General features: G+C 64.3%; 23 protein-coding genes. 18 read left to right on the top strand and 5 right to left on the bottom strand.

Features of this window, described 5'->3' with window-relative positions:
* Position 1: 1 nt before the first annotated feature.
* The 11 genes from HDE78_RS06025 to HDE78_RS05975 all read left to right on the top strand — a co-directional run bounded on the left by HDE78_RS06025 (position 2) and on the right by HDE78_RS05975 (position 11,515).
* Complete coding sequence (locus tag HDE78_RS06025; protein WP_255457665.1) at positions 2-529, top strand: TadE/TadG family type IV pilus assembly protein; 528 nt, start codon at positions 2-4, stop codon at positions 527-529.
* A 35-nt stretch (positions 530-564) separates the two neighbouring features.
* Positions 565-1,629: a Flp pilus assembly protein CpaB gene (gene cpaB, locus HDE78_RS06020; protein ID WP_179477638.1), complete on the top strand. Its 1,065-nt coding sequence runs from the start codon at positions 565-567 to the stop codon at positions 1,627-1,629.
* 83 nt (positions 1,630-1,712) lie between these two features.
* On the top strand, positions 1,713-2,969 hold the full coding sequence (locus HDE78_RS06015) for a type II and III secretion system protein family protein (protein WP_179477904.1): 1,257 nt from the start codon (positions 1,713-1,715) through the stop codon (positions 2,967-2,969).
* A 17-nt stretch (positions 2,970-2,986) separates the two neighbouring features.
* Positions 2,987-4,261, top strand: coding sequence for a fimbrial protein (locus HDE78_RS06010; RefSeq protein ID WP_179477637.1), 1,275 nt, complete (start codon positions 2,987-2,989; stop codon positions 4,259-4,261).
* A gap of 1 nt (position 4,262) precedes the next feature.
* Complete coding sequence (locus HDE78_RS06005; RefSeq protein WP_179477636.1) at positions 4,263-5,558, top strand: CpaF family protein; 1,296 nt, start codon at positions 4,263-4,265, stop codon at positions 5,556-5,558.
* Positions 5,555-6,481, top strand: coding sequence for a type II secretion system F family protein (locus HDE78_RS06000; RefSeq protein ID WP_179477635.1), 927 nt, complete (start codon positions 5,555-5,557; stop codon positions 6,479-6,481). Before HDE78_RS06005 ends, HDE78_RS06000 begins: the two co-directional genes overlap by 4 nt.
* 36 nt (positions 6,482-6,517) lie before the next feature.
* Complete coding sequence (locus tag HDE78_RS05995) at positions 6,518-7,474, top strand: type II secretion system F family protein (protein WP_179477634.1); 957 nt, start codon at positions 6,518-6,520, stop codon at positions 7,472-7,474.
* A gap of 2 nt (positions 7,475-7,476) precedes the next feature.
* Complete coding sequence (locus HDE78_RS05990; protein WP_179477633.1) at positions 7,477-8,367, top strand: Flp pilus assembly protein TadD; 891 nt, start codon at positions 7,477-7,479, stop codon at positions 8,365-8,367.
* Between the two features lie 44 nt (positions 8,368-8,411).
* Complete coding sequence (locus tag HDE78_RS05985) at positions 8,412-8,813, top strand: DUF3613 domain-containing protein (protein WP_179477632.1); 402 nt, start codon at positions 8,412-8,414, stop codon at positions 8,811-8,813.
* Between the two features lie 39 nt (positions 8,814-8,852).
* A complete protein-coding gene (locus HDE78_RS05980; RefSeq protein ID WP_179477631.1) occupies positions 8,853-10,610 on the top strand; it encodes a TadG family pilus assembly protein in 1,758 nt (585 codons plus the stop codon).
* Between the two features lie 161 nt (positions 10,611-10,771).
* Positions 10,772-11,515: a DUF2968 domain-containing protein gene (locus HDE78_RS05975; protein ID WP_179477630.1), complete on the top strand. Its 744-nt coding sequence runs from the start codon at positions 10,772-10,774 to the stop codon at positions 11,513-11,515.
* A gap of 99 nt (positions 11,516-11,614) precedes the next feature.
* On the opposite strand, the gene HDE78_RS05970 is transcribed toward HDE78_RS05975, so the two are convergent.
* Positions 11,615-12,418, bottom strand: a complete 804-nt coding sequence (locus HDE78_RS05970; protein ID WP_179477629.1) for an inositol monophosphatase family protein — start codon at positions 12,416-12,418, stop codon at positions 11,615-11,617.
* Positions 12,419-12,563: 145 nt separating this feature from the next.
* On the opposite strand from HDE78_RS05970, the gene HDE78_RS05965 reads away from it, so the two are divergent.
* On the top strand, positions 12,564-13,340 hold the full coding sequence (locus HDE78_RS05965; protein ID WP_179477628.1) for an RNA methyltransferase: 777 nt from the start codon (positions 12,564-12,566) through the stop codon (positions 13,338-13,340).
* A 104-nt stretch (positions 13,341-13,444) separates the two neighbouring features.
* Here the strand turns inward: HDE78_RS05965 and HDE78_RS05960 are convergent, their stop codons facing one another.
* Complete coding sequence (locus HDE78_RS05960) at positions 13,445-14,770, bottom strand: hemolysin family protein (protein ID WP_179477627.1); 1,326 nt, start codon at positions 14,768-14,770, stop codon at positions 13,445-13,447.
* A gap of 134 nt (positions 14,771-14,904) precedes the next feature.
* On the opposite strand from HDE78_RS05960, the gene HDE78_RS05955 reads away from it, so the two are divergent.
* The gene (locus HDE78_RS05955) at positions 14,905-15,534 is read left to right on the top strand and encodes a pit accessory protein (RefSeq protein ID WP_179477626.1); all 630 of its coding nucleotides are present in this window, start codon (positions 14,905-14,907) and stop codon (positions 15,532-15,534) included.
* 93 nt (positions 15,535-15,627) lie between these two features.
* Complete coding sequence (locus HDE78_RS05950) at positions 15,628-16,746, top strand: inorganic phosphate transporter (protein ID WP_179477625.1); 1,119 nt, start codon at positions 15,628-15,630, stop codon at positions 16,744-16,746.
* Positions 16,747-16,754: 8 nt separating this feature from the next.
* Here HDE78_RS05950 and HDE78_RS05945 read toward each other — a convergent pair whose 3' ends face one another.
* Positions 16,755-17,159 carry a hypothetical protein gene (locus HDE78_RS05945; protein ID WP_179477624.1) on the bottom strand — a complete coding sequence of 135 codons (405 nt, stop codon included), beginning with the start codon at positions 17,157-17,159 and terminating at the stop codon, positions 16,755-16,757.
* Between the two features lie 139 nt (positions 17,160-17,298).
* Between HDE78_RS05945 and HDE78_RS05940 the strand changes: the two genes are divergently transcribed.
* On the top strand, positions 17,299-17,640 hold the full coding sequence (locus tag HDE78_RS05940; RefSeq protein ID WP_179477903.1) for an MGMT family protein: 342 nt from the start codon (positions 17,299-17,301) through the stop codon (positions 17,638-17,640).
* Between the two features lie 74 nt (positions 17,641-17,714).
* Here the strand turns inward: HDE78_RS05940 and HDE78_RS05935 are convergent, their stop codons facing one another.
* Positions 17,715-18,146, bottom strand: a complete 432-nt coding sequence (locus HDE78_RS05935; RefSeq protein ID WP_179477623.1) for a hypothetical protein — start codon at positions 18,144-18,146, stop codon at positions 17,715-17,717.
* Positions 18,147-18,291: 145 nt separating this feature from the next.
* On the bottom strand, positions 18,292-18,729 hold the full coding sequence (locus tag HDE78_RS05930; RefSeq protein ID WP_179477622.1) for a hypothetical protein: 438 nt from the start codon (positions 18,727-18,729) through the stop codon (positions 18,292-18,294).
* Between the two features lie 200 nt (positions 18,730-18,929).
* Between HDE78_RS05930 and HDE78_RS05925 the strand changes: the two genes are divergently transcribed.
* The 3 genes from HDE78_RS05925 (at position 18,930) to HDE78_RS05915 (ending at position 23,000) form a co-directional block, all read left to right on the top strand.
* Complete coding sequence (locus HDE78_RS05925; protein ID WP_179477621.1) at positions 18,930-19,481, top strand: helix-turn-helix transcriptional regulator; 552 nt, start codon at positions 18,930-18,932, stop codon at positions 19,479-19,481.
* Positions 19,482-19,943: 462 nt separating this feature from the next.
* On the top strand, positions 19,944-21,758 hold the full coding sequence (gene recQ, locus HDE78_RS05920; protein WP_179477620.1) for a DNA helicase RecQ: 1,815 nt from the start codon (positions 19,944-19,946) through the stop codon (positions 21,756-21,758).
* Between the two features lie 183 nt (positions 21,759-21,941).
* The gene (locus HDE78_RS05915) at positions 21,942-23,000 is read left to right on the top strand and encodes a LacI family DNA-binding transcriptional regulator (RefSeq protein WP_179477619.1); all 1,059 of its coding nucleotides are present in this window, start codon (positions 21,942-21,944) and stop codon (positions 22,998-23,000) included.
* Positions 23,001-23,042: the final 42 nt, after the last annotated feature.

Here is a 23,042-nt window from a genome sequence, read left to right as displayed (position 1 = left end):
GATGAATATCGCGACTCGCTCGGGTTTTGCTGTCTCCGGATTGTGCGGCCGCGCCGGCGCGACAGGTCGCGGGCAAGCAATGGCGCTGCGCTCCCGGCAGCGGGGTGTGGTCGCTATCGAATACGCGCTGGTCTTTATTTTCGGGCTGCTGCCGCTGCTGCTGCTGACGATTTCCGGCGTGCTGATTTTCGCGGCCAAGCAGTCTCTGACGCTGGCCGCCGATAACGGCGCGCGCGCTGCGCTGCAGTATGGCGTGAACAATGCGGCTCGGCAGGCCGCGGCTTGCGCGGTCGCCGAGCAGTCCATGCAGTGGTTGCTGAATTTTTCCGGCGACACCCCCGACTGTACCGATGGACCGATCGTGGTGTCGACCATCGCGTGCCCCTCCAACACCAGCCTGAGCTGTGTGCAGGTCGTGACCACGTTCAACTACCAAGCACATCCTTTTATTCCAGGCACGCAAATCGCTTACAACTGGCTGCTGGATTCCATCAGCAGCTCCGCCATCGTCCAGCTCGACAACACGTGAACCTAAGGATCGCCCGGCGATCCGGAGATTAGTCGATGCCGAAATTCACCCGCATAGCGGCTTTGTTACTGGTGGCGGTAGCGGCCGTTCTGGCTGTTTTGGCCTTCAGCATCGGTCGGCGCGCGGCCACACCGGTCGCCGCCGATGCGTCGGCTACGCACGGGCTCGGCTTTGCGCCCGAGCCAGCGACAGTGCCGGTGGTCGTTGCGGCAACAGCGCTGCCCGCGGGTACGCCGCTTACCGTGTCCTCCTTGAAGCTGATCAACTGGGCGCAGCGCCCTGCCGACGGCTACGGTGATGTGGATGCGGTGGTGGGTGGCGTGCCTTTGATCGATATTCCGGCAGGCACGGCGGTGACCTCCAAGGTGCTGGCTCGCGGGTTGTCGATGGCATTGAAGCCGGGCGAACGCGCCGTGGCGGTGCCGGTCGATGAGCAAGCCGGTGCCGGCAACCGCATCGTGCCGGGCGACTATGTGGACGTTTTCGTCAGCCTGAAGGCGCCGCCGGCGATGAGTTATCAGCCCGCCGCGCACGAGGTTGTACCGGATACATCGCAAACGCGTCTGCTGCTTTCCCGACTGCGTGTGCTGGCCTACGGCAGCGACGATCTGCCGTCGTCACCGGCAAAAACGCAGGCAGCGCCGATAGCCGGTGATGGCAAGCCCAGACCGTCCGGTGATGGCGACGCCCGGCCGGTCGCCACCACGGCACCGAACCAGAGCTCGCCGAAAGACGTGCCGCATACCGCCGTGCTCGCGGTACCGGTGGGCGAGGCGAGCCAGCTGCTGCTGGGCGTGCAGAACGGCAAGCTGTCGCTGGGCGTGCGCCAGCCCACCGATGAAGGCCAGCCGGACGATGCGCTGTTCCCGCAACCGCGCCCGGTGCTGGCCGCGCGCAGCGATCTCACCGCAGAGCAAAGGCAGCAGCTGCGGCAGCCGGAAAATCAGGCCTATGCCGGCATCGACGGCTCGGGTCTGGCTGGCCACGATCCGGCGGCGAGAAGTTTCGTTCGCGCGGTGCGTTCGAGCTCTTCCCCAAGTATCCAGATCATTCGTGGTGCCTCAGACGACAGCGCCCGCCCGGCCCGGAACAACCCATGATGCGATGGATCCTCTCCATGACCTCGATTGTGCACACTGCGCCGGCCCATCGTCAGCGAGCCATCGGCTGCTTCGCCTTGGCGATGATGGCGGTGCCCGCGGTGGTCATGACGGTATCTGCCGAGACGCTCGATCTGCAGGCGCACGAGCAGCGTCCGCTGCGGCTGGCCAAGGATCTCGAGCGGATTGCCATCGCCGATCCGGCGGTGGCCGATGTGGTGATGCTCAAGGGCCGGCCCGAGGCGCTGCTGGTCGGCAAGAAGCCGGGGCAGACGACCCTGCTGCTGTGGCACCGCGGCGCGGCGTCGCCCGAGCGGCTGGTGGTCAACGTGCGCAGCGCGCTGCAGGCGCATACCGAAGACGGCGGCGTGGATTTATCCGTGCAGGACGATAGCGCGCTGGTGCAGGGCAGCTCGCCTACGCTGCTCGATCACGAGCAGACGCGCGAAGCGGCATCGGCGGCCGTGGGCAGCAAGGGCCGTATTGTCGATGCTTCCACCGTCGCTACCGGCGGCGTGGTGCAGGTCGACGTCAAAGTGGTCGAGTTCGACCGCACGGCGCTAAACCAGCTCGGCCTGAGCTTCACCAACACGAACGGCGGTTTCAGCTACGGCGTGACCAGCCCCACCGCGACAGCCAATACGTCCGGCACCGGTGGCAGCGCGCTCACGTCGGCGTTCAATCTGGTGGCCGGTTCCACCACCGGCAAATGGAAGGCAAGCCTCAACCTGCTCAAGAGTGACGGACTGGCGCGCGTGCTGGCCGAGCCGAGTCTGGTGGCGCTGTCCGGCCAGAGCGCCAGCTTTCTGGCCGGCGGCGAGCTGCCGATTCCGGAGCCGCAGGGCCTGGGCACTACCACGATCGTCTACAAGTCGTTCGGCATCGGTTTGACCGTTACGCCGACCGTGCTGTCGGCCGACCGCATCGCGTTGAAGGTGGCGCCGGAGGCGAGCGACCTGGACTATTCCAATGCGGTGATCCTCAACAACATCTCGGTGCCAGCGCTCACTACGCGCCGCGAGGACACCACGGTGGAGCTCGGTGACGGCGAAACCTTCGTCATCGGTGGACTGGTCAGCCAGTCGGTGATGAGCACGGTCAACAAGATTCCGCTGCTCGGCGACCTTCCGGTCATCGGCGTCTTTTTTCGCGATCTCAGCTACAGCCGCCAGGACAAGGAGCTGGTGATCATCGTGACGCCGCATCTGATCAAACCGTTTGCCCGCGGCACCACGCTGCCGTTGCCGGGGCAGCGCGAAGCGAATCCGAATCTGCCGGTGTGGGGATCGTTCCTGCTCAATCCTGCCGGCTCGGACCAGTTGCCCGGGTTTTCGCGCTGAAGGCAGGAGTAACGATCATGCAGACACGCCCGATGCTTTATTCGATCAACAGGCCGGAGCTCGGCGTGGATCTTCCGTTCTACTCCTCCGACGAAAAGCGCGCCAAGCATGTGGCGACGCGGCTGCGCCACATGGCGAACGTGCACTGGGTCGACACGCGCGATATCGGCGGCACCGGCGAGCCGGTGCATCTGCCCGGCTCGCCGCTGGTGCTGCTGGATTACTCGCTGATGCAGGCCGAGCACTCGTCCATGCTCGCACGCCGGCTGATCGACGGCACACCGGGCGTGTCGCTGCTGGCGGTCGGTTCGCTGGGCAACGACAAGGCCGGCGTGGTGCTGGCGGCGATGCGCGCCGGCGTGAATGAATTTCTCGACATCGATGCCAAGGACGAAGACATTAGCGAACTGCTGGCGAGAATGAACTGCGAAGTGCGAAGCCCCGCCGCGACGCCGGCGCCGGCGCCGCGTTCGCGCGGACGGCTTGTGCTGCTGCTCGGCGTGCGTGCGGGCATGGGTACCAGCACGCTGGCCGCACACCTGGGTTCGCTGGCGAGTTCGGAAAAATCACCGGCGAAAAGTGCGCCATCCGATGCCGCGGGCGTGCAGGTGCTGTTGCTGGATCTCGGCCGTCCGGCGGGTGACGCGGCGCTCTATCTCAGCCTGCCCAACGAATTCCACTACGAAAATGCGCTGAAGAGCGCCCGTCGTATCGACGCCACGTTGATCAGTACGGCTTTCAGCACGCATGACGGCCGGCTGTCGGTGCTGTCGCAGACGGCCGGTACGCTGGAGAAACCGGCCGACACGGCCGAGCTGCCGGTGCTGCTCGATCGTCTGCGCCTGCATTTCGATCTGCTGTTGACCGATGTTGGCGGCCTGCCCGTTTCGGAAGTGCCGCTGCCCCTGCTGCGCGAAGCCGATGAAATATGGCTGGTCGTCGACCAGAGCATTGGCGCCATGATGTCGTTGGATGCCATCCTGCGGCAGCTCGACGCTCGCGCCATGCGCGATGCGCGGCTGTCCCTGGTCGTCAACCGGCACGACCCGAATGACGGCGTCACCGCCGCGCAGATCGCCAGCCGTTTCAACCTGCCGCTGCTTGCGCTGTTGCCGGAGCGTTCGCGCGCGCTGCGCGGCAGCGCCAATCAGGGCCAGCTACTGCATCAGACCTCGCCACGCGACTCGTATGTGCGGGCCTTGAAGGGCCTGCTCGGGCGGCTGCAGGTAGCCGATGCGTCGACGAACGAACGTGCCTGGTGGAAAAAGCTGATCGACAGGAAGGGCCGGTGAGATGGATATCGATCTGATCCCTTTCGAACACACCCAGCAGTTTCACGACACGGTATCGGCCGCGCACGAATTCCTGCTGAACCGCATCGAGGATCAGCGCCTCGACATTGCGACCTGGTCGCAGGCTACGGCGAGCAAATACGTCGGCATCGAAACCAACGCTTTCGTGCAGGAATGGCGCATCCCGATCAACGAAAGCGAAGTGCAGAAGGTGGCTTCGGCGCTGCTCAAGGAGTTGACCGGATACGGCCCGCTTGACGATCTGCTGTCCGATCCCGAGGTCGAGGACATTCTGGTCAACGGCTATCAGGACGTGTACGTCTCGCGCCACGGCGTGCTCAAGCGCGAGCCGGTGCGTTTCAGCGACAACCGCCACGTATTGCGCATCGTTCGCCGCATCCTCGCGCCGCTGGGGCGGCGGCTGGATGAAGCCAACCCCATGGTCGATGCGCGCATGGCCAATGGCGGACGCCTCAATGCGATCATCGAGCCGCTGGCGGTGAGCGGGCCGAGCGTCTCGATCCGCAAGTTTCGCCAGGATCCGTTCACGCCCGACGACCTGATGGCGCGCGGCGCGTTCGACCACAACCTGCGTGCGCTGCTGCAGGCGGCGGTGGAAAGCCGCTGCAATATTCTGATTTCAGGCGGCACCAGCTCGGGCAAGACCTCGCTGCTCAACGCGCTAGCGAGCTATATCCCGTTGAACGAACGCGTGGTCACCATCGAGGACACCGCCGAGCTGTCGCTCAACCACCCGCACGTGGTGCGGCTGGAAAGCCGGGTCGGCGGCTTTGACGGCAGCGGCGCGGTGACCACCCGCGATCTGCTGCGCAACAGTCTGCGCATGCGGCCCGATCGCATCGTAGTCGGCGAGGTGCGCGGCGCCGAAGTGCTGGAAATGCTGCAGGCCATGAACACCGGTCACGACGGTTCGATGTCCACCATCCATGCCAATTCGGCGCGCGATGCACTGAGCCGATTGGAAATGCTATGCGGATTCGCCGGCTTTCAGGGTAGCGAAGACAGCCTGCGTCGGCAGATCGCCAGCGCGATCGACTTTGTCATCCAGATAGCGCGTCTGAGCAACGGCCATCGCGTGATCTCGTCGGTAACGGAGGTGATTGGCCTGACCGACAGGATCATCACCACGCAGGAGATGTTTCACCACGAGATGTTTGTCGACACCAACGGCAGCGAGCGGAACCGCTGGCCCGCTCTGGGCTTTCATCCGCACACGTACAAATTGCACCCGTTTCGGGAGTTTCTCCAGCGCACCGCGATGGAGGTGCACGGATGATCCTCACGCTGGCGCTGCTCAGCATGGTCTCGCTGCTCATGGCTGGCGCCGTCGAACTGTGGTGGGGCAGCACTGCGCGACAGCAGCGGCGTCGAAGCGCTGAGTTCATCGAGCGCAGCCTCGCCAGCCGGGCGCATGTTGCGCCGCCGCTGCCCGCTGTCGCCGCGGGCAAGCCGGTGCGGTCGCAGGCGCTGCCGACCGACAGCCTCTTTTTGCGCGCGGGTCTGCCGACCGGTTGGCGTCTGCCGGTTCAACTGGCGATGCTGGGTCTGGGGCTGGCGTGGCTCGGCGCCTGGCGCATCGGTACGCTGTGGGCGATGCCTGTACTGCTGGTGGCGTACTCACTGCTTGTATGGCTATGGCTGCGTGGGCGTATCGAAAAACAGCGCCGGCAGATGATTCACCAACTGCCCGATTTTCTCGACGGCGTCGTACGCCTGGCCACGATCGGCAACAGTTTGCCGATGGCCTTCCAGACGGCGTCGAGTACGGTGCCCTTGCCGCTTCGCAGCGTGCTCGATCGCACCATGGTTTCCGTGCGCAGCGGCATGGATCTCGATCAGGCGCTGCAGCTGGCATCGCAGCCTTATCGGCTGGAGGCCCTGCAACTGCTGCAAGTCGTGCTGGGTACGGCGGTGCGTATCGGTGGGCGGGCCGATCATATCGTGCAGCGCATGAGCGACTTCATGCGCGATCTGGATCAGGCCCAGCACGAGCTGAGGGCGATTACCGCCGAGACGCGCATGTCGGCCTGGGTGCTGGGTCTTCTGCCGGTGGCGGTCGCGATCATCCTATCGCTGCTGAATCCGGCTTTTTTCCATCCGATGTTTACCGAGTCGCTAGGTCGCAAAATTCTGCTGATCGCCCTGGTCATGGAATTGTTCGGCGGCTTTCTGCTTTACCGGCTGGCGAAGTCGCTGTGATGGTCTTTGCCTTGGCGCATGGGAGCGTGTCTCGCGATGGCTGAATTCCTGCTCGCATCGGCGGTTTTCGTGCTGGCCTTGGCGCTGGCCCTCGTGGCCTGGGGCCTTCTGAACCGCGTGCGGCAAAGCGATCAGCATGAGCAGGTGATCAACGAAGCGCTGGCGCGCGTGCTTCGTCGAGGTGCGCAAGCCGACGAGGAGGCGGGCGCGTTGGTTACGTTCTGGCGCAGGTGCCGGCGTTGGCTGGAGTCGATCGGCACGCACGTCGAGGACGGTCACCTCGGCAAGGCGCTGCTGGCCAAGGAAGATCTGCTGTTGCTGGACCAGACCAATCACAACACCACATCGGGCCGCGCGCTTTTTCTGGGTCTGCGCCTGGTGATGGCGCTGCTGTTTCCGGTCATCGTGCTGGTTTTGCTGCACCCTTCCGGCGCCCGCGGGTTTGTCGAACTGCTGGCCGGCCTGGCGGTGGGTTTGCTGCTGCCGAAGCTCTTTTTGAGCTCCTGGGCGGCGCGTCTGCGCAAGCGTGTCGACAACGAGCTGCCGCTGCTGATCGATCTGCTGCGCTTGCTGCAGGGCATCGGTTTCAGCATGGATCAGAGCCTACAGACGATTGCCGAGCGCTTTCGGGTGGTGATTCCGGTACTCGGCCGGGAGATTCGCGAGGCCAATATGTCCTACGCGCACGGCCGGCCGCGCGAGCAGTCGCTACGCCGTCTGGCCGAATCGTTCGACAACGCGGATCTGAAAAGCCTGGTGCAAATGATTCTGCAGGTGCATCAGCACGGCGGCGCGGTGCAGGAGCCGCTGCGCGAATTTGCGGAGCGGCTGCGCGAGCAGCGCAAGCTGAACATGAAAGAAAAGACCGGAAAGCTCTCGGTAAAAATGACCTTGGTCATGATGCTGACCCTGCTGCCGGCGCTGATGGCGGTGCTTGCCGGGCCGGCCATCGTTTCGCTGATCGGCACCATGACCAAGCTGAGAGGACATTGACCATGACCTTATCGCCATCGCGACATGCCTGGCCTGCGCGACAGGCCTATTCGATGGCCGTGCTGGCAGCGTCGCTGCTGCTCGGCGCCTGCGCCAGTCACGGGGGCTACCTCAATCACGTTCAGCCCGAACTGGCGTCCGAGCCGGCGGCGCCGAGCGACAGGAACAGCAAGCCGATGTATCTGGATCTGATCCGGCAGATGCAGCAGCAGGGCGCGTATTACGCATCGCTGGCGAATATCGATGCGTATCGTCAGCGCTACGGCGACTCGCCGGAGTTGCGCCGCCTGCAGGCCGACGCCTTGCGCAAAACCGGACAGGCGGACGCGGCGAAAGCGCTCTACCAGGCGTTGGTGCATACCGATCAGGCTGCGGCTGCGTGGCATGGCCTGGGTATCATCGCGGCGGAGCAGCAGCAGAATGCCGCTGCCGAAGAAGCGCTGTCCCAGGCCGTGCAACGGGATCCGGTCAACGTGGATTATCTGGGCGACCTGGGCTACCAGCGCCTGCGCGCCGGCCAGGTGACCAGCGCGCACGAGCCGCTGGCCAAGGCGGCCGAACTGGCACCAAGCAACGTCAAGGCGGTGTCCAATCTGGTGCTGTGGATGCTGCTCGACAACGATGACGCCCAGGCCGACGCGACGATGCAGCAGGCCAATCTGCCGGAGGCCGCGCGCCAGCAGGTGCGCACGCTGGCGGCGCAGCTGCAGCCGAAGCCACCGGCGCATCCGAGGGTCGTTGCGTCGTTGTCGATCCATCGGCCGACGACCGCCGCTGCTTCGAGCACCGACCCTTCGGCAAGCCAGCCGTCGGCCGAACCGAGCGATGGCGTACCGCCGTCGATGCTGGAACGGTTCGGCGCATCGTCCACGAGCAGCGAGGCGCATCCATGAAGACTCCCTCGATACCCGCACGCGCTTTGGTCATGCGGTCACTCATGCTTTTTCTGCCGGCCGCGGCCATGGCCCAGCAAACGCCGGTGACCGGGCAAATGATGGGGCAGGGCAGTACCGTAGCGCCGGCATCGGGCAGTCCTACTTCGGCATCACCATCGACGGTCGCCATGAGCGCTGCGCCCGCGCCAAGGGGGTACGGCTCAGGCGGTATAGCGCCCCGAGCCGTCGAGTCGCCGCCGCCTGTCACGGTCATTGGCGAAACCACGCGCAGTCTGCTGCAGATGCAGGTCGACGGCGCGCAGGCCGGCAAACACCTGCCGATGCTCGGTGCGGAGGCCAGCGCCAGCTACGACCGCTATCTGAAAAGCTTCAGCCACGACATCCCAGAGTTCTATAAAACGGCGGTGAGCAAAGACAGCAACGGCAATGCCGGTGGTCAGTGACGGATCATCATGAGCGCCCTCACGCCGAGCACGAGAGCAATGCAGCGTTCTGCTGACGGCGCGGTCACGACGCTGGTCTTTGCGCGCAGCGGCCGCGCGCGCCAGCGCGGCTCGATGGCGGTCACCATGATGCTGATGCTGGCAGGTCTGGTCGCCATGCTCGGACTGGTCGAAATCGGTTACCTGTACTGGGCCAAGCGCGACACGCAGAAGGTGGTCGATCTGGCCGCACTGGCCGGTGCCCAGCAGCTGGCGACGTGCTCGACCGACAACACCGGCAACACGGCGGCGTTGGGCAATGCGACGGTCGACAACGGTTTTACCGGCACGCTGACGATCGACTGTGGCCATTGGGACAGCACCCAGCCGGGCGATCAGCACTTTGTCGGCGTCACGCCCACGCTGCCGCTGAATGCGGTGCGCGTGCAGGCCAGCCTGCCGCTGATCCCGTTTTTCGGCTTCGCCAACTTCAACAGCATCGGCGCCACCGCTATTGCGATCAGCCGCGGTCCGCCGATCGCATCGTTTTCTGTTGGGTCCAGCTTGCTCACCGTCGATCCGAGCAGCCCGTTGGGCCAACTGCTCAACCAGGCTCTTGGCTCCTCGCTGGGGCTGCAGTTGCTGAGCTACAACGGTATTGCCAACGCCAATATTTCGTTGCTTGATCTGGTCAAGACTCTGCCGGTCGATGTGGGCACCGTCAATGGCGTTCTTACGAGCCAGATCAGCCTCACTGATTTTCTGACGGCTTACGTGAATGCGCTCAACCAGAGCGCCAGTGGTTCGGGCATCGACATCGGCTTCGTCAATCAGCAGGTGGCCCTCATCGAAGCCCGGCTCGGCAATATTCCGATCAACCTGGGCGATATCCTCAACGTCGACGCGACGACCCAGGATCCCAACGTTGCGTTGAATACCAACGTCAACGCGCTGGACATACTCAATGCCGTTCTGCTGGCGGCCGACAGCGCCAACGCCGTTGCGCTTCCTGCGACGAGCGTCAATGTGCCGGGCGTAGCAACGGTCAGTCTGGCCATGAGCGTTATCGAGCCGCCGCAGATCGGCGTAGGTGGCGTTGGCACCGTGGCACACACCGCGCAAATTCGACTGGCCTTGAACATCTCTGCGCTGAGTACGCCGATCACCGGTCAGGCACTGGTGGGTATTCCGCTTTATCTCGAGGTGGCACCCACCGACGGCACGATAACCGCGCTCGAATGCAATGTGCCGGGCAGCGGCGGCCAGAACTCGGACAGCGTGACCATCACCACGGCGCCCGGCGTATTGAACGCGTTTCTCGGTACGTTACCGGCTGGCGCCATCAACAACATCCGCGAGTCCTGGTCATCGCTTATTTCAGCCGGGACCGTGGCGCCCCTGGTCAACGTTTTCGCCTTGGGCATCGAAATTGCCCAGTTGTCCGCATCGGCCAATGTGCAGATCGCCACCAATCCAGCCACGCCTCTGACCTTCAGCGTCGACCCGACGGTTCCCATTGCCCAACAGCCCAACATGACGCAGACGGCGGGCACATCGTCCGCGGTTCTTGGCACTCTGATTGGCAGCCTGCTGGGTTCGACCTCGTTGAAAACCACGCTCACTTTAGCGGGTGCTTCGGTCTCGCTACCCTTGGCTCCGCTGTTGGCTACGCTATCGGCCGCTCTGGTACCGGTGTTTTCAGCGCTGGACAGCGCACTGGTCGGCCCGCTGCTGCAGACTTTGGGCATCAATATCGGCACGGCCCAGGTCAACCTGCGCTCGGTCAACTGCGATACCAGTGCCCAGCTGGTGTATTGAGCGGCATTCGAGGTGGCGCGCTGCGGTGGATCGACAACCACTTGACCCTCGGTGCAGCGCCTTTAGACTCGGCGAATAAGAAAAGGGCCGGCGCATCGTTCGATGCCGTTATTGGCCGACCATCCAACGTACAATCGCCGGGAACGCAGGGGACGAACGCAATGAACAGCAGCGCGGGCACACGACGCGTCCGGAACGGGACGATCGCCCTGGCTTTGGCCAGCTTTTCGGTATTCTCCGTGGCGGCCACCGCACCACCGGCAGTGCCCGTAACGGCCCCGGCCCCATCGGCGAACGCTGACGTTGCCGATACGTCCGGCAGCTCGGTGGCGTACCTGCAGCATCTGGTCGATACGCACCAGCTGACGGAAATCCGTACCACCTACAATGGTAAGTACGGTGCCAGCGAGCTGTTTCAGCCGGAAAAACTCACCTATTTCGTGGCGTTGTTCCACGACAAGGTGTTCTGGCGCGTGATCCGCACCGACTCGATGAAGAACGCCGACGATGTCTATCGCGCCTTCGCCGCGCAGACCGAAAAGCTGGCCGAGGTGGATATCGATGCCTTGCGGCTGCAGGCGGGCAACAAGTACGCCGAGCAGATGGTGACGTTGAACCAGCAGCGCCTGCAGAACCTTCAACAGGATGCCGCGCACCAGCAGCAGCAATCGCAGCAGGTCGCGGCGCAGCAGCAGCAGGCCCAGCAGCAGGCAGTCTCGTTGAGCAATGACTTGCGCAATACCAGCAGCCAGCTCGATGCGGTGAAGCAGCAGATACGCGCTCTGGAGGCCCAGCAGAACAGCACCGAGATCGCGCTACCGCCGCCGCCGGAAACGCCCGCCGTTCCCGCTGCGAATGAAACCGTGCCCGCAGCCGCGCCGGCACCGGCCAATTCCACGCATTGATGCCTGAATTCGCACCACCCGCGCTCGGGCATCGGGTGGCTGCGACAGTGTTCGCCGATTCGCGTTTGCCGCTGAAGATAGCCGGCTAGACGGGAATCCTCAGGCCTTCAGCAGCGCAGGCGTCGCCTGCTGGCCGATGGCGTCGACCATGGCCTTGGCCACGTTGAGGTTGCCCGCCACGATATTGCCGCTGGCAGGAATGCCGTCGCGGCCGGCGAAGTCGCAGTAGCGACCGCCCGCCTCATGCACCAGCAGCACGCCGGCGGCCAGATCCCACGGCTTCAGGCCGATCTCGAAATAGCCGTCGTAGCGGCCTGCAGCCACATAGGCCAGATCGAGCGCGGCCGAGCCGGAGCGGCGGATGTCCTCGGCCTGGCCGAGCATCGCGCGGGTGATGTCCATCTGTGCAGTCAGATGCTCGCGCTGACGGAACGGAAAGCCTGTGCCGATCATCGCGCCGCCCAGGCTCTCGCGCTTGGATACGCGCATGCGGCGGTCGTTGAGGTAGGCGCCGTCGCCCTTGCTGGCGGTGTACAGCTCGTCGCGCAGCGGATCGAATACCACCGCGTGAATCGGCACGCCTCGTTCCAGCAGCGCGATGGAGACGCTGAAGTGCGGGATGCCGCGCAGGTAGTTATGGGTGCCGTCGAGCGGGTCGATCACCCACTGCAGCGGGCCCTTGCCGGTGGCGCCGCTCTCCTCGGCCAGGATCGAATGATCCGGGTAGGCGCGGCGCAGCTCCTTGATGATTTCCGCTTCGGCCAGCTTGTCGACTTCGGAAACGAAATCCAGCTGCTGCTTCTCGACGATATTGAGGCCGTCGATGCGGTTCATATAGCGCAGGATGATATTGCCTGCAGAACGCGCGGCGCGCGCCGCGATCGTGACGTGGGGTCTTGGCATGGCCTTGGACTTTGCAAAAGAGCGGAATCGCGACGCGCAAGTCTAGCAGAGGCGGGCGGTTCGGGCCTTTTTGGGCGATGGCTTCGGCTTCGGCGGGCGTCGCATCCGTTATCCTTGCTCGCTGATCCACATTCGGCACCGCGCCATGTCCGCATCCATCGACCTCGCCGCCCGCATCCGCTATGTGCTGGTGCGCACCTCACACCCGGGCAATATCGGCAGCGCGGCGCGGGCTATCCGCACCATGGGCTTTACCCGGCTGGAGCTGGTGCGGCCGGCGCGCTTTCCCGACGCCGAAGCCAACGCGCTGGCCGCGGGTGCGGACGACGTGCTCGGCAACGCTGGCGTCCACGATGGGCTGGTGGAAAGTCTTGCCGGTAGTCGGCTGGTGCTCGGCTTGTCGGCTCGCCGGCGCGGCATCAACCTGCCGGAAATCTCGCCGCGCGAGGCCGCCGCCCAGGCTCTGGCTGCGGCTGCTCGGGGTGAGGACGTAGCCCTGGTTTTCGGCAACGAGCGCACCGGCCTGGAGAACGACGAGCTGGCGCGCTGCCATGCGATGGTGCGCATCCCCAGCGTCGACGACTTCAGCTCGCTCAACCTGTCGCAGGCGGTGCAGGTGATGGCGTACGAAGTGCGCGTGGCCATGCTGGGCGACGTGCCGACGTTCGAGCCGGTGCAGGACGAACCGCCGGCCGACGCGGCACAGATGGAGCAGTTCTATACCCATCTGCTGCAGACGCTGGAAGATATCGATTTCCACAAAGGCCGTGCGCCCACTACGGTGATGCTGCGTCTGCGCAAGATCTATCAGCGCATCCAGCTGGACGAACGCGAGCTGCGCCTGCTGCATGGCATCCTGGCCGATACCCAGCGCATGGCGCGGCTTGCCGGCATCAAGTCAGCGGATGATGGCGACGCCTAGAGCGCCGTGCAGCAGCGCCTGAAGGTTTCGATTGCAATGGACGTCCAAATCGGTGTCCGGACGGGAATAGATCGACGCTGAGATCGTAAACAGGCTCTGAGGCGTCAGCCGGTTTTTTCATCCGCTTCGTATTCGGATACGCGCGTCACCAGCAGCTTGTCGATACGCGCGCCGTCGAGGTCCACCACTTCGAAGCGGATACCGCGCCACTCGAAGACTTCGCCGGTCTGCGGAATGCGGCCCAGCGCGGTCATCACCATGCCGGCAATGGTACGAAAGTCGTGCTCGTCCTCGCCCGGCAGGTGATCCAGACGCAGCAGCTCGCGCAGGTCGTCGGTCGACAGGCTGCCGTCGATCAGCCAGCTGCCGTCGGCGCGCTGCACGATCGGGCCGGTTTCGGTGCTGTCGCCGTGGGCGATCTGGCTGACGCCGACCACGGCGGCCAGCAGGTCGTTGACCGTCACCACGCCTTCGATATCGCCGTACTCGTCCACCACCAGGGCCAGTGGCGTTTCCGCGTCGCGGAATTCCTCCAGCAGATCCAGCGCGCGCGCCGTGGCCGGCACGAACAGCGGCTTGGACAAATGCTGGAACAGCTCCAGCTGGCCGTCGGCAAAGCTGTGCAGCAGGCGCTTGACCTCGACCACGCCGACCACGTCGCTTTCGTCGCCGCGATAGACCGGGTAGCGCGAGTACGGCGTCTGGCGCAGCACCTCGACGTTCTCTTCGCGTGGCGCGGCGATGTCCAGCCAGGCGATGCGCATGCGCGGCGTCATCACGCTATCGACCGTACGGTCGCCCAGGCGCAACACCCGGTTGACCATATTGTGTTCATCTGGATCGAGCACGCCCTGTTCGGCGCTTTCCGCTACCAGCATGCGGATTTCTTCTTCCGATACTACGCCGCGACCGTGCTGATTGATCCGCATCAGCCGCAGCAGCGCGTTGCTCGACACGTTCAACAGCCACACGAACGGTGCGGTAATGCGCGACAGCACCAGCATGGGAAACGCCATATAGCCGGAGAACTTCTCCGGCGACGACAGCGCCAGACGCTTGGGTACCAGTTCGCCGATCACGATCTGGATAAACGAAATCAGCACAAAGCCCAGCACGATGCCCAGCACGCGCGCATATGGTGCCAGCCATGCGGAGTGGCCCTCGTTGTGCAGAATCTCACCGATCTGGCTGCCCAGGGCATCGCCGGCAACCGAGCCGGTGATCAGCATCACCAGGGTGATGCCGACCTGCACCGTGGAGAGAAAGTGCTCGGGCGCCTCGGCATGGCGCAGTGCCATGGCGGCACGGCGACTGGTTTTGGCCATCTGCTTCAGGCGGCTCTTGCGCGAGGCCACCAGCGCCATTTCCGACAACGCGAAAAATCCGTTGCACAGCGCCAGCACGAGGACGAGCGCAATTTCAATCAGCATCGCGTAGAGGTTACCGGCCGGGAGATGGCCCCAGTGTAAGGGCTGGCGGGCTCCAGTTCACGTGCGCGCGGGTGCGGCGCGCGGCGGACGTCCTGTAACATTGTCGTCATCTCGCTCCCTCAGGCACGGCCCGCATGTTTTCACTGCAGACGATTTTCGGTAAAGGCGACAAGTTTTATGGCCTGCTCGAACAGAGCGCGGCCACCGTCTGCGAAAGCGCCAAGGCCCTGCACGAGCTGCTCAGCAAGCCGGGCCGGGGCTCGGTCATGGCGGCCTTTACCGCCACCCGCGCCCGCGAAAAGGCGCTGGCCGGACAGATCAGCGAGGGTCTGGTCAACACCTTCGTCACCGCGCTCGACCGCGAGGACATCGCCGCGCTCAACTCGGCGCTGTACAAGATTCCCAAGAGCATCGAGAAGTTCGCCGAGCGCTACGAGATCGTGTCCGATCGCCTGGTCGGGGTGAACTTCGCCCAGCGCGCGCTGATCCTCGAGCGCTCCACCGAGGTAGTCGAGGAGATGATCGGCGAGCTGCGTCGCGGCCTGCGCATCGATCCGGTGAAGAAGCTGCAGGACCGCCTGCAGGCCTTGGAGTCCGAGGGCGATCGCATGCTGCTCGATCCCTATCGCACGCTTTACGTCGAAGGCGGTGACGCGATGCGTGCCATGCTGGCCAAGGATTTGTTCGAGCTGATCGAAAAGGCGATCGACAAATGCCGCGACGTCGGCAATATCGTCTACTCGATCGTGCTCAAGAACTCCTGAGGGCGCCGCGGTGATCCTCAGTTTTCTTAGCGCGTGCAGTCCGGGCATGGCCTCGGCATTCGATGACCAGTGCGCGACCGCCGGAGATCGGGCATGAGTCTCGGCCTGGTCGTGGCTGAGGTGCTGATCGCCCTGGCCTTTACCTACATCAACGGTTTTCACGACACCGCCAACTCCATCGCTACTGTCGTCGCCACCAAGGTGCTGTCGCCCGGCCAGGCGGTGCTGCTGGCCGCGGTGACCAACCTGCTCGGCGCGATGCTCGGCACCGCCGTGGCCGCCACCATCGCCTCGGGCCTGATCAACGCCGGCGTGGTCGATGTCGGTCCGCAGCTGGTGATCTGTGCGCTGTTCTCGGCCATCGTGTGGAACCTGATCACCTGGTGGCTCGGCCTGCCTTCCAGTTCCAGCCACGCGCTGGTCGGCGCCCTGGTCGGTGCGGCGCTGGCCGCATCGGACAACGACATCGGCTCGGTGATCTGGGCGCAGGGCAATCTGATTACCGGCCACGGCGTGATCCCCAAGGTGATCATTCCGATGGTGCTGTCGCCGCTGGCCGGCTTTATCGTGGCCTTCGCCCTGATGGGTGCGCTGTACGCGCTGCTGGCGTGGTTCGCCAATCGGCATAACTGGCTGCAGCGCTTCGGCCGCACGCCCTTCGTCAATAGCTTTTTCGGCAAGGCGCAGATCGTATCGGCCACGGCGATGGGCGTGGCGCACGGCATGAACGATGCGCAGAAAAGCATGGGCATCATCGCGCTAGCACTGGCCGGTGGCACGGCCGCGCATCAGTTCGATCAGCTGCCGCAGTGGCTGGGCTTTTTGCGCATCGCCGAAAACACCGCCGGCGGTTTCGCCATTCCGATCTGGGTGAAGGTCGTCTGCGCGCTGACCATGGCCGCGGGCACGGCCGGCGGCGGCTGGCGCATCATCAAGACGCTGGGTCACAAGATGGTCAAGCTGCATCCGATCAACGGGTTTGCTGCGGAAACCAGCTCGGCGGCGGTGATCCTCACTGCCTCGATGTTCGGCATTCCGGTATCGACTACGCACAACGTCTCGGCATCGATCATGGGCGTAGGCGCGGCCAAGCGCTTCAGCGCCATCCGCTGGTCGGTGGTCGAGCGCATGGTGTGGGCCTGGATACTGACTCTGCCGGTCACGGCGCTGCTCGCCTACGGCTTCGTCAAAGCCGTCAGGATGATCTGGTAGTAAAGGAACTAGAGCGCGTTTTCGGGCGTGCTGATGATTTGCTCCAGCTGGTCGCCCAGGGTGCCGAGTTCGGCAATTAGCCGCTGCAGCTCGTCGCTGTCGAGAAATTCGTACGGCCGGTTTTCGCACAGGTGCAAATACGGCGCGCCGTCAAGATCGGCTACCGCCAGAAAGCCGGTGCGCTGCTGCCAGTTGAAGCGCAGGCACCGGCTGGGATCGGTGCCGGCGAGTGGACCGATCGGCGTCGAGATACGCAGATAGCGCCGCTCGGCTTCATCCTCCAGTTCGGCGAGATAAATGCCCTGGTGGCGATCCTTCGACAGCTCCAGATCAAAGCTGATCAGGTACGGATCGTTGTGGCGCAGCGCGTGCTGGCTGCCGATGTGTGAGCGCACGGCTTCGAAGTGGCGCATGGTGCAGCTACCTTCGCTTACGTCGGGCGCTCTACTGTGCCACGTCCATGCGTTAACGCGGCGTTGGCGACCGCCATCGCATGGCGTACCGTGTCGCGCGACGTCGCTTCGATGAGGGTAAGTCATGCTGAATTCGGCCATCGATGAAAAGCACGCCCGGGTGTACGCGGCGATTGCCGCGATCCCGTACGGTCGTGTGGCGAGCTACGGCGCCATAGCGGCACGCGCCGGCTTGCCCGGTCGCGCACGCCTGGTCGGACGACTGCTGGGCGAAGTCCCCGACGGCATGGTGCTGCCCTGGTATCGCGTACTGCGTGCCAGTGGGCATATCGCGATGCCGGTGGGCAGTCGCGGGTTCCGCGAGCAGAGTCGCCTGCTGCGATCGGAAGGTGTTGCGGTGATCAACGGGCGCGTCGCGCTTGCCGTGTTCGGGTTGGATGGGGATGTGGATCGGGAGTTGTGGGGTATGGGCGGCGAATGAGGCGGGCGGGCAACAGGGTGTTCGCGCGTCTCTACGGCCCAACCGTGGCTCGAACAACCTCGATGATCGCAGGCTTACGCCACGCTGTTCGGCGCCGGAGAGGGTTCATCGACGTGCTTCCACGCGTAGGCTCCTGGAATGATGTGGTCGCTGGTGCCGCTGACGTAGAACGTTTTCGTTCCCACCGTTTTGCGATAGGCCATGAAAACCGTCGGTGGCTCGTCGTTTTCCATCGATACACTGATCAGTACGTCTTCCAGAGGTGCGGGCTCCCGGTCAGTGATAGGTTTCCAGGGCGTTGCGGTCGCTAGCCAGTCGGGCGGATTGGCACCGACATGAATCACTCGCCAGATAACCGAGTTATTTGCTTCTCTGGAAATGGCCGTCACGGCGGTAGTGACGCGTTCGCGCTGGGCGGATTCGAAATAAAGCATGTCCAGCCAGCCACCCGACACGTAAATCTGCAGCTTGCAGGAAGTGGGCTCTCCGGCATTGCGTTCCATCATGCTTGTTCTCCAAAGTCAGGCACATGTCGAGCTGGGTGCTTCGATGCTGCCGCCTCGTCAGGAAACGCGTCGGTGGGCGCTGGCGCCATGAGATATGCGTGGCATCGCCGCGGGTCTCGTCGTCATGACGCGATGGCGCGAAACCTCATGCGGCCAATGAAGCGCCGCGCGCTGCCGGTGTGTCCGTGGATATCGACGCGGTCAAGCCGGCTGCTCGGCCTTTAACGAGGCGCATGCCAACGAGGCTGGCGAATTTTGTGGATTGCCACGGCGCACGGCAGTGGTAGCCTTTGGCACAATACGGAAACAGTTCGGGTAGGGGTTCTGCGCCGAGCGTGCGGTTGTCGGTGACGTCGTCGTTGTAGCGGTAGCTGCGATCGCCTGAGTTCTGTGGCGTGTCGGCCATGCGTTGCTTTGGCCGGAAAGTCGGCCGGTGTAACGGACGGCAATGGCTGTGGGCAAACGGTAGCTGCGCATGGTCGTCCGATGCTGCGCGACCGGCGAGCTTGGCGTAGAGCAGCCACAACCGCTGCCGTATGCCTGTCGTTCGCGGCAGGTTTTCCCGGGCATCCGTGGTGGTCATGGTGTTCGGTTCCCTGAGGTATGGCTTCCACGGCATGGATATTGGCACAAATGTTCGGTCAATTGCAACAGATATTCGGTCGTCGGTTGTGATGCAGGCCAGCGCCGCTCATGGATACATTTATTTCTTGAAAAACAAATATTTATTTCCGAATAACGTCGCTGCTTCGCTATCGAATTCATCGCCGACGCGAGAATTTCATGAGCGATAAGCCAAAAATTCGGTTGGATACCGGCAAGCGGTTGGCACAAATTCGCGGTTCGACGAACCAGGCCGATTTCGCCGTTTCTCTCGGCGTCCATAAAAATACCTACGGTGGGTACGAGCGGGGCGAAGTAGAGGTCGGCGCCGAAGCGCTGCGCCAGCTGGCGAACAGCGGCTGGAGCCCGCTATGGGTGCTCATGGGCCAGGGAGAACCGCGCCTGCCGGACGGTGTCATGATCGCTACCGACCCATCGGCCGCATCGGCACATGGCGATGCCGATGCGCATTATCGCCGGGACGAGCGCCATACCTCTCCGGAGGGCGCTCGTGTACGCGACAGGGCGGCGAGAACGGCCTGGGACGATTCCGCCCGGCCAGTAAGACACGATGTGATGAAGGCCGCGCTGGAGTTGAGCGCCGAGGCGATCGGCGAAAAAGCATTGTCCGCGGCAAAGCATGCCGAGCTGATCGCCCTCGTTTATGAATTGCTTGAAGAAGGCCTGCCCAAGCCCAAGGTGCTGCGTTTCGCGCGAGCCGCTTCGACCTAAGAGCCTGTTCACGATCTCCCCGTACCTCGCGTTGTCATCGAGCGGCCGTCAGAGGGTGGCGCGTGGCGCCGGCTTGCCTGGCTGGCAAGCCAAGCGCCGAAAAGGTGTAAATCGCGCGCTGCCGCCTGGCGGCCGCTCGATGACAACCCTGCGGGCCGGGGCCGTTTGCGCGCCTCCCGGCGTCATCACTCCGTCGTGGACGGACGTCCACTCCTCGCTCCTCAAAGCCGGCGCCATCCATGGCGCCTCACCGCGTACCCTCGTTCTTCCTTAGCCTGCGCGCAAACGGCTCCCGGCGCGGGGCACACGGAGATCGTGAACAGGCTCTGATGACGCAACGCGTCGGTGCCGTGCCAGTGGGTTGGAGGCCGGCTCTTGTCAGCGGTAATCCGCAGACAACAGCGCCACCTACCCACATGTCTATCAGCCCAGCCGGTATGCCCCATTTGTTAGCATGAGCGAATGCCAAGCAACGCTCTCGACATTCTTCAAACTGTTTTCGGTTACCCGAATTTCCGCGGCCAGCAGCAGGCCATCGTCGACCATGTGGTCGAGGGTGGCGATGCGCTGGTGCTGATGCCGACCGGCGGCGGCAAGTCGCTGTGCTACCAGATCCCGGCGATGGCGCGGCAGGGCACGGGTATCGTGGTATCACCGCTGATTGCGCTGATGCAGGATCAGGTCGACGCGCTGCGCGAGGCCGGCGTGGCGGCGGCGTATCTCAATTCCAGCATCGGCGCGGAGGAACAGCGCGAGGTCGAGCGACAGCTGCTGGCGGGTGAGCTGAATCTGCTTTACGTGGCGCCGGAGCGACTGCTCACCGGGCGCTTTCTCAACCTGCTGGAACGTACCGAGGTGGCGCTGTTCGCGATCGACGAGGCGCACTGCGTGTCGCAGTGGGGGCATGATTTTCGGCCGGAGTATCGCGAGCTGGCGGTGCTGCACGAGCGCTTTGCGCAGGTGCCGCGCATTGCGCTGACGGCCACGGCCGACCCGCGCACGCGCGAGGAAATCGTCGAGCGGTTGTCGCTGCAGCAGGCGCGCCAGTTCGTGGCCAGCTTCGACCGACCGAACATCGGCTATCGGGTAGGCCTGCGGCATAACGCGAAGCGGCAGCTGGCGGAGTTTCTGGAAGGCCATCGCGGCGAGTCGGGCATCGTCTATTGCCTCAGCCGGCGCAAGGTGGACGAAACAGCCGAGTGGCTGGCCGAGTCGGGCGTGGAGGCGCTGCCGTATCACGCCGGTCTCGATGCGGCAAAGCGCAGCGCGAACCAGAAACGTTTTCTGCGCGAGGACGGCGTGGTGATGGTGGCCACGGTCGCCTTTGGCATGGGCATCGACAAGCCGGACGTGCGCTTTGTCGCGCATCTGGATCTGCCGCGCAGCATGGAGGGCTACTACCAGGAGACCGGTCGCGCCGGCCGCGACGGCCTGCCGGCGGAGGCGTGGATGATCTACGGCCTGTCCGACGTGGTAACGATGAGCCAGATGATTGCGCAGTCCGAGTCGGCGGACGATCGCAAGCGGGTGGAGCGGCAGAAACTGGAATCGCTGCTGGCGTATGCCGAAGCCACCGGTTGCCGCCGCCAACTGCTGCTGGGCGCGTTCGGCGAGGTGTATCCCGGCCCGTGCGGGCATTGCGACAACTGTATCGAGCCGCCGAAAACCTGGGACGCCACGGTGCCGGCGCAAAAGGCGCTGTCGGCGGTGTATCGCAGCGGCCAGCGTTTCGGCTCCGGCCACGTCATCGACATTCTGCGCGGCGAGGAAACGCCGAAGGTGCTCAGCTCCAATCATCATCAGCTCAGCACCTTCGGCATCGGTGCGTCGATGGACGAAAAGCAGTGGCGCTCGGTGTTTCGCCAGCTGCTGGCGGCCGGCCTGCTCGAGGCGGACGCCGAGGGCTACGGCACTCTGCGTCTGACGCCCGCCAGCCGCGCCGTGCTCAGCGGCGGCCAGACGGTGAAATTGCGCGAGGACGTACGGCCGCCGCGCGGCGGCAGCCGTCGGCGCGACAGCAAGCTCGTCACTGGTGGCAGCCTCGGGATCGAGGCATACGAGCAGTCGATGTGGGACGCGCTGCGCGCCGTGCGTACGCAGCTGGCCAAGCAGCACGGCGTGCCGCCGTACGTGGTGTTCCACGACGCCACGCTGCTGGCGATGCTGCGCGCGCTGCCGGCGAACGAAGAGGAGCTGGCCACCATAAGCGGCGTCGGCGAAGCCAAGCTCAAGCGCTACGGCCGGGATTTCCTTGCCGTGATCAACGCACAGGAATAGCTGCCGCGATCATCGCGTGGCCGAATTTGTACTTCCGCCGAATATCCCGCTTTTGCCGTTTCGTGCTGCGCTGCGGCGGGCGATCCGATGACCTACACGCAACAATTGGCGGGCATGGCCGCAAGGACTTGGCGTGCCTCGGCACGAGCGTGCCGCACTACAGAGGTTTAGTCGGCAGCACGCATGAAGGGCAAGTCCACCTCATTCGATATTGCGCATCTGGCCGGGGTTTCCCAGTCCACGGTGTCGCGCGCGCTGCGCGGCAGCCCGCTGGTGAACGAGGAGACGCGTCGGCGAATTCAGGCGGCGGTGGAGCAGCTCAATTACAAGGTCGACAAGAACGCCTCCAACCTGCGCCGCATGCACTCGGGCACGCTGGCACTGCTGCTGTTCGAAGACCCGACCACCGACGAGTCGCACATCAACCCGTTTTTCCTGTCGCTGCTTGGCTCGATCACCCGAGCCTGCGCCAAGCAGGGATACGACCTGCTGATCTCGTTTCAGCAGCTGTCGCACGACTGGCACGCCGATTTCGCCGAGAGCAAAAAGGCCGACGGCATCATCCTGCTGGGCTACGGCGATTACATTGCCTATCGCGACAAGCTCGACAAGCTGGTGGCGCACGGCACCTGCTTCGTCCGCTGGGGCGCGGTGCTGCCCGATCAGCCCGGCCTGTCGATCGGCTGCGACAATTTCGAAGGCGGCACCGCGGCCACGCAGCATCTGCTCGACCAGGGCTGCCAGCGCATCGCATTTCTCGGCGAAGCCTCCAGCCACTACCCGGAATTTTTCGAACGCTATCGTGGCTACGCCGAGGTGCTGGCGCAAGCCGGCCTCGCCGCGCGGGCAGAGCTGCAGGTGGATGCGGAAAGCACCGAACACTCCGGCTATGCGGCGATGCAGACGCTGCTCGCGCGCAAGGAGCGGTTCGACGCCATATTTGCCGCCAGCGATCTGATCGCCATCGGCGCGATGCGCGCGCTGTCCGATCAGGGCCTGCGTGTGCCGCAGGATGTGGCCATCGTCGGCTTCGACGACATCGCCATGGCCAGCTACGTCAACCCGCCGTTGACCACCGTGGTGCAGGACACGCGTCACGCCGGCGAGGTGCTGGTCGATAGGCTGCTCAGCCTGATCCGTGGGCAGCCCGCCGAGAGCGTCGTGCTACCGGCCAAGCTGATGGTGCGGCGTTCCAGCCAGAAAAGCGCTGCGCCTCCAAAAACAGGACGCGCGGCGCGCTAAACCGCTGGCGCCCGATGGCAATGCGCGCATCGGCTACGTGGT

Origin of the sequence: Rhodanobacter sp. K2T2 (assembly GCF_013408815.1) — a bacterium.
Lineage (GTDB): Bacteria > Pseudomonadota > Gammaproteobacteria > Xanthomonadales > Rhodanobacteraceae > Rhodanobacter.
Note: the sequence above shows the minus strand (reverse complement) of the source record. Positions and strands in the feature narration are given on the sequence as shown.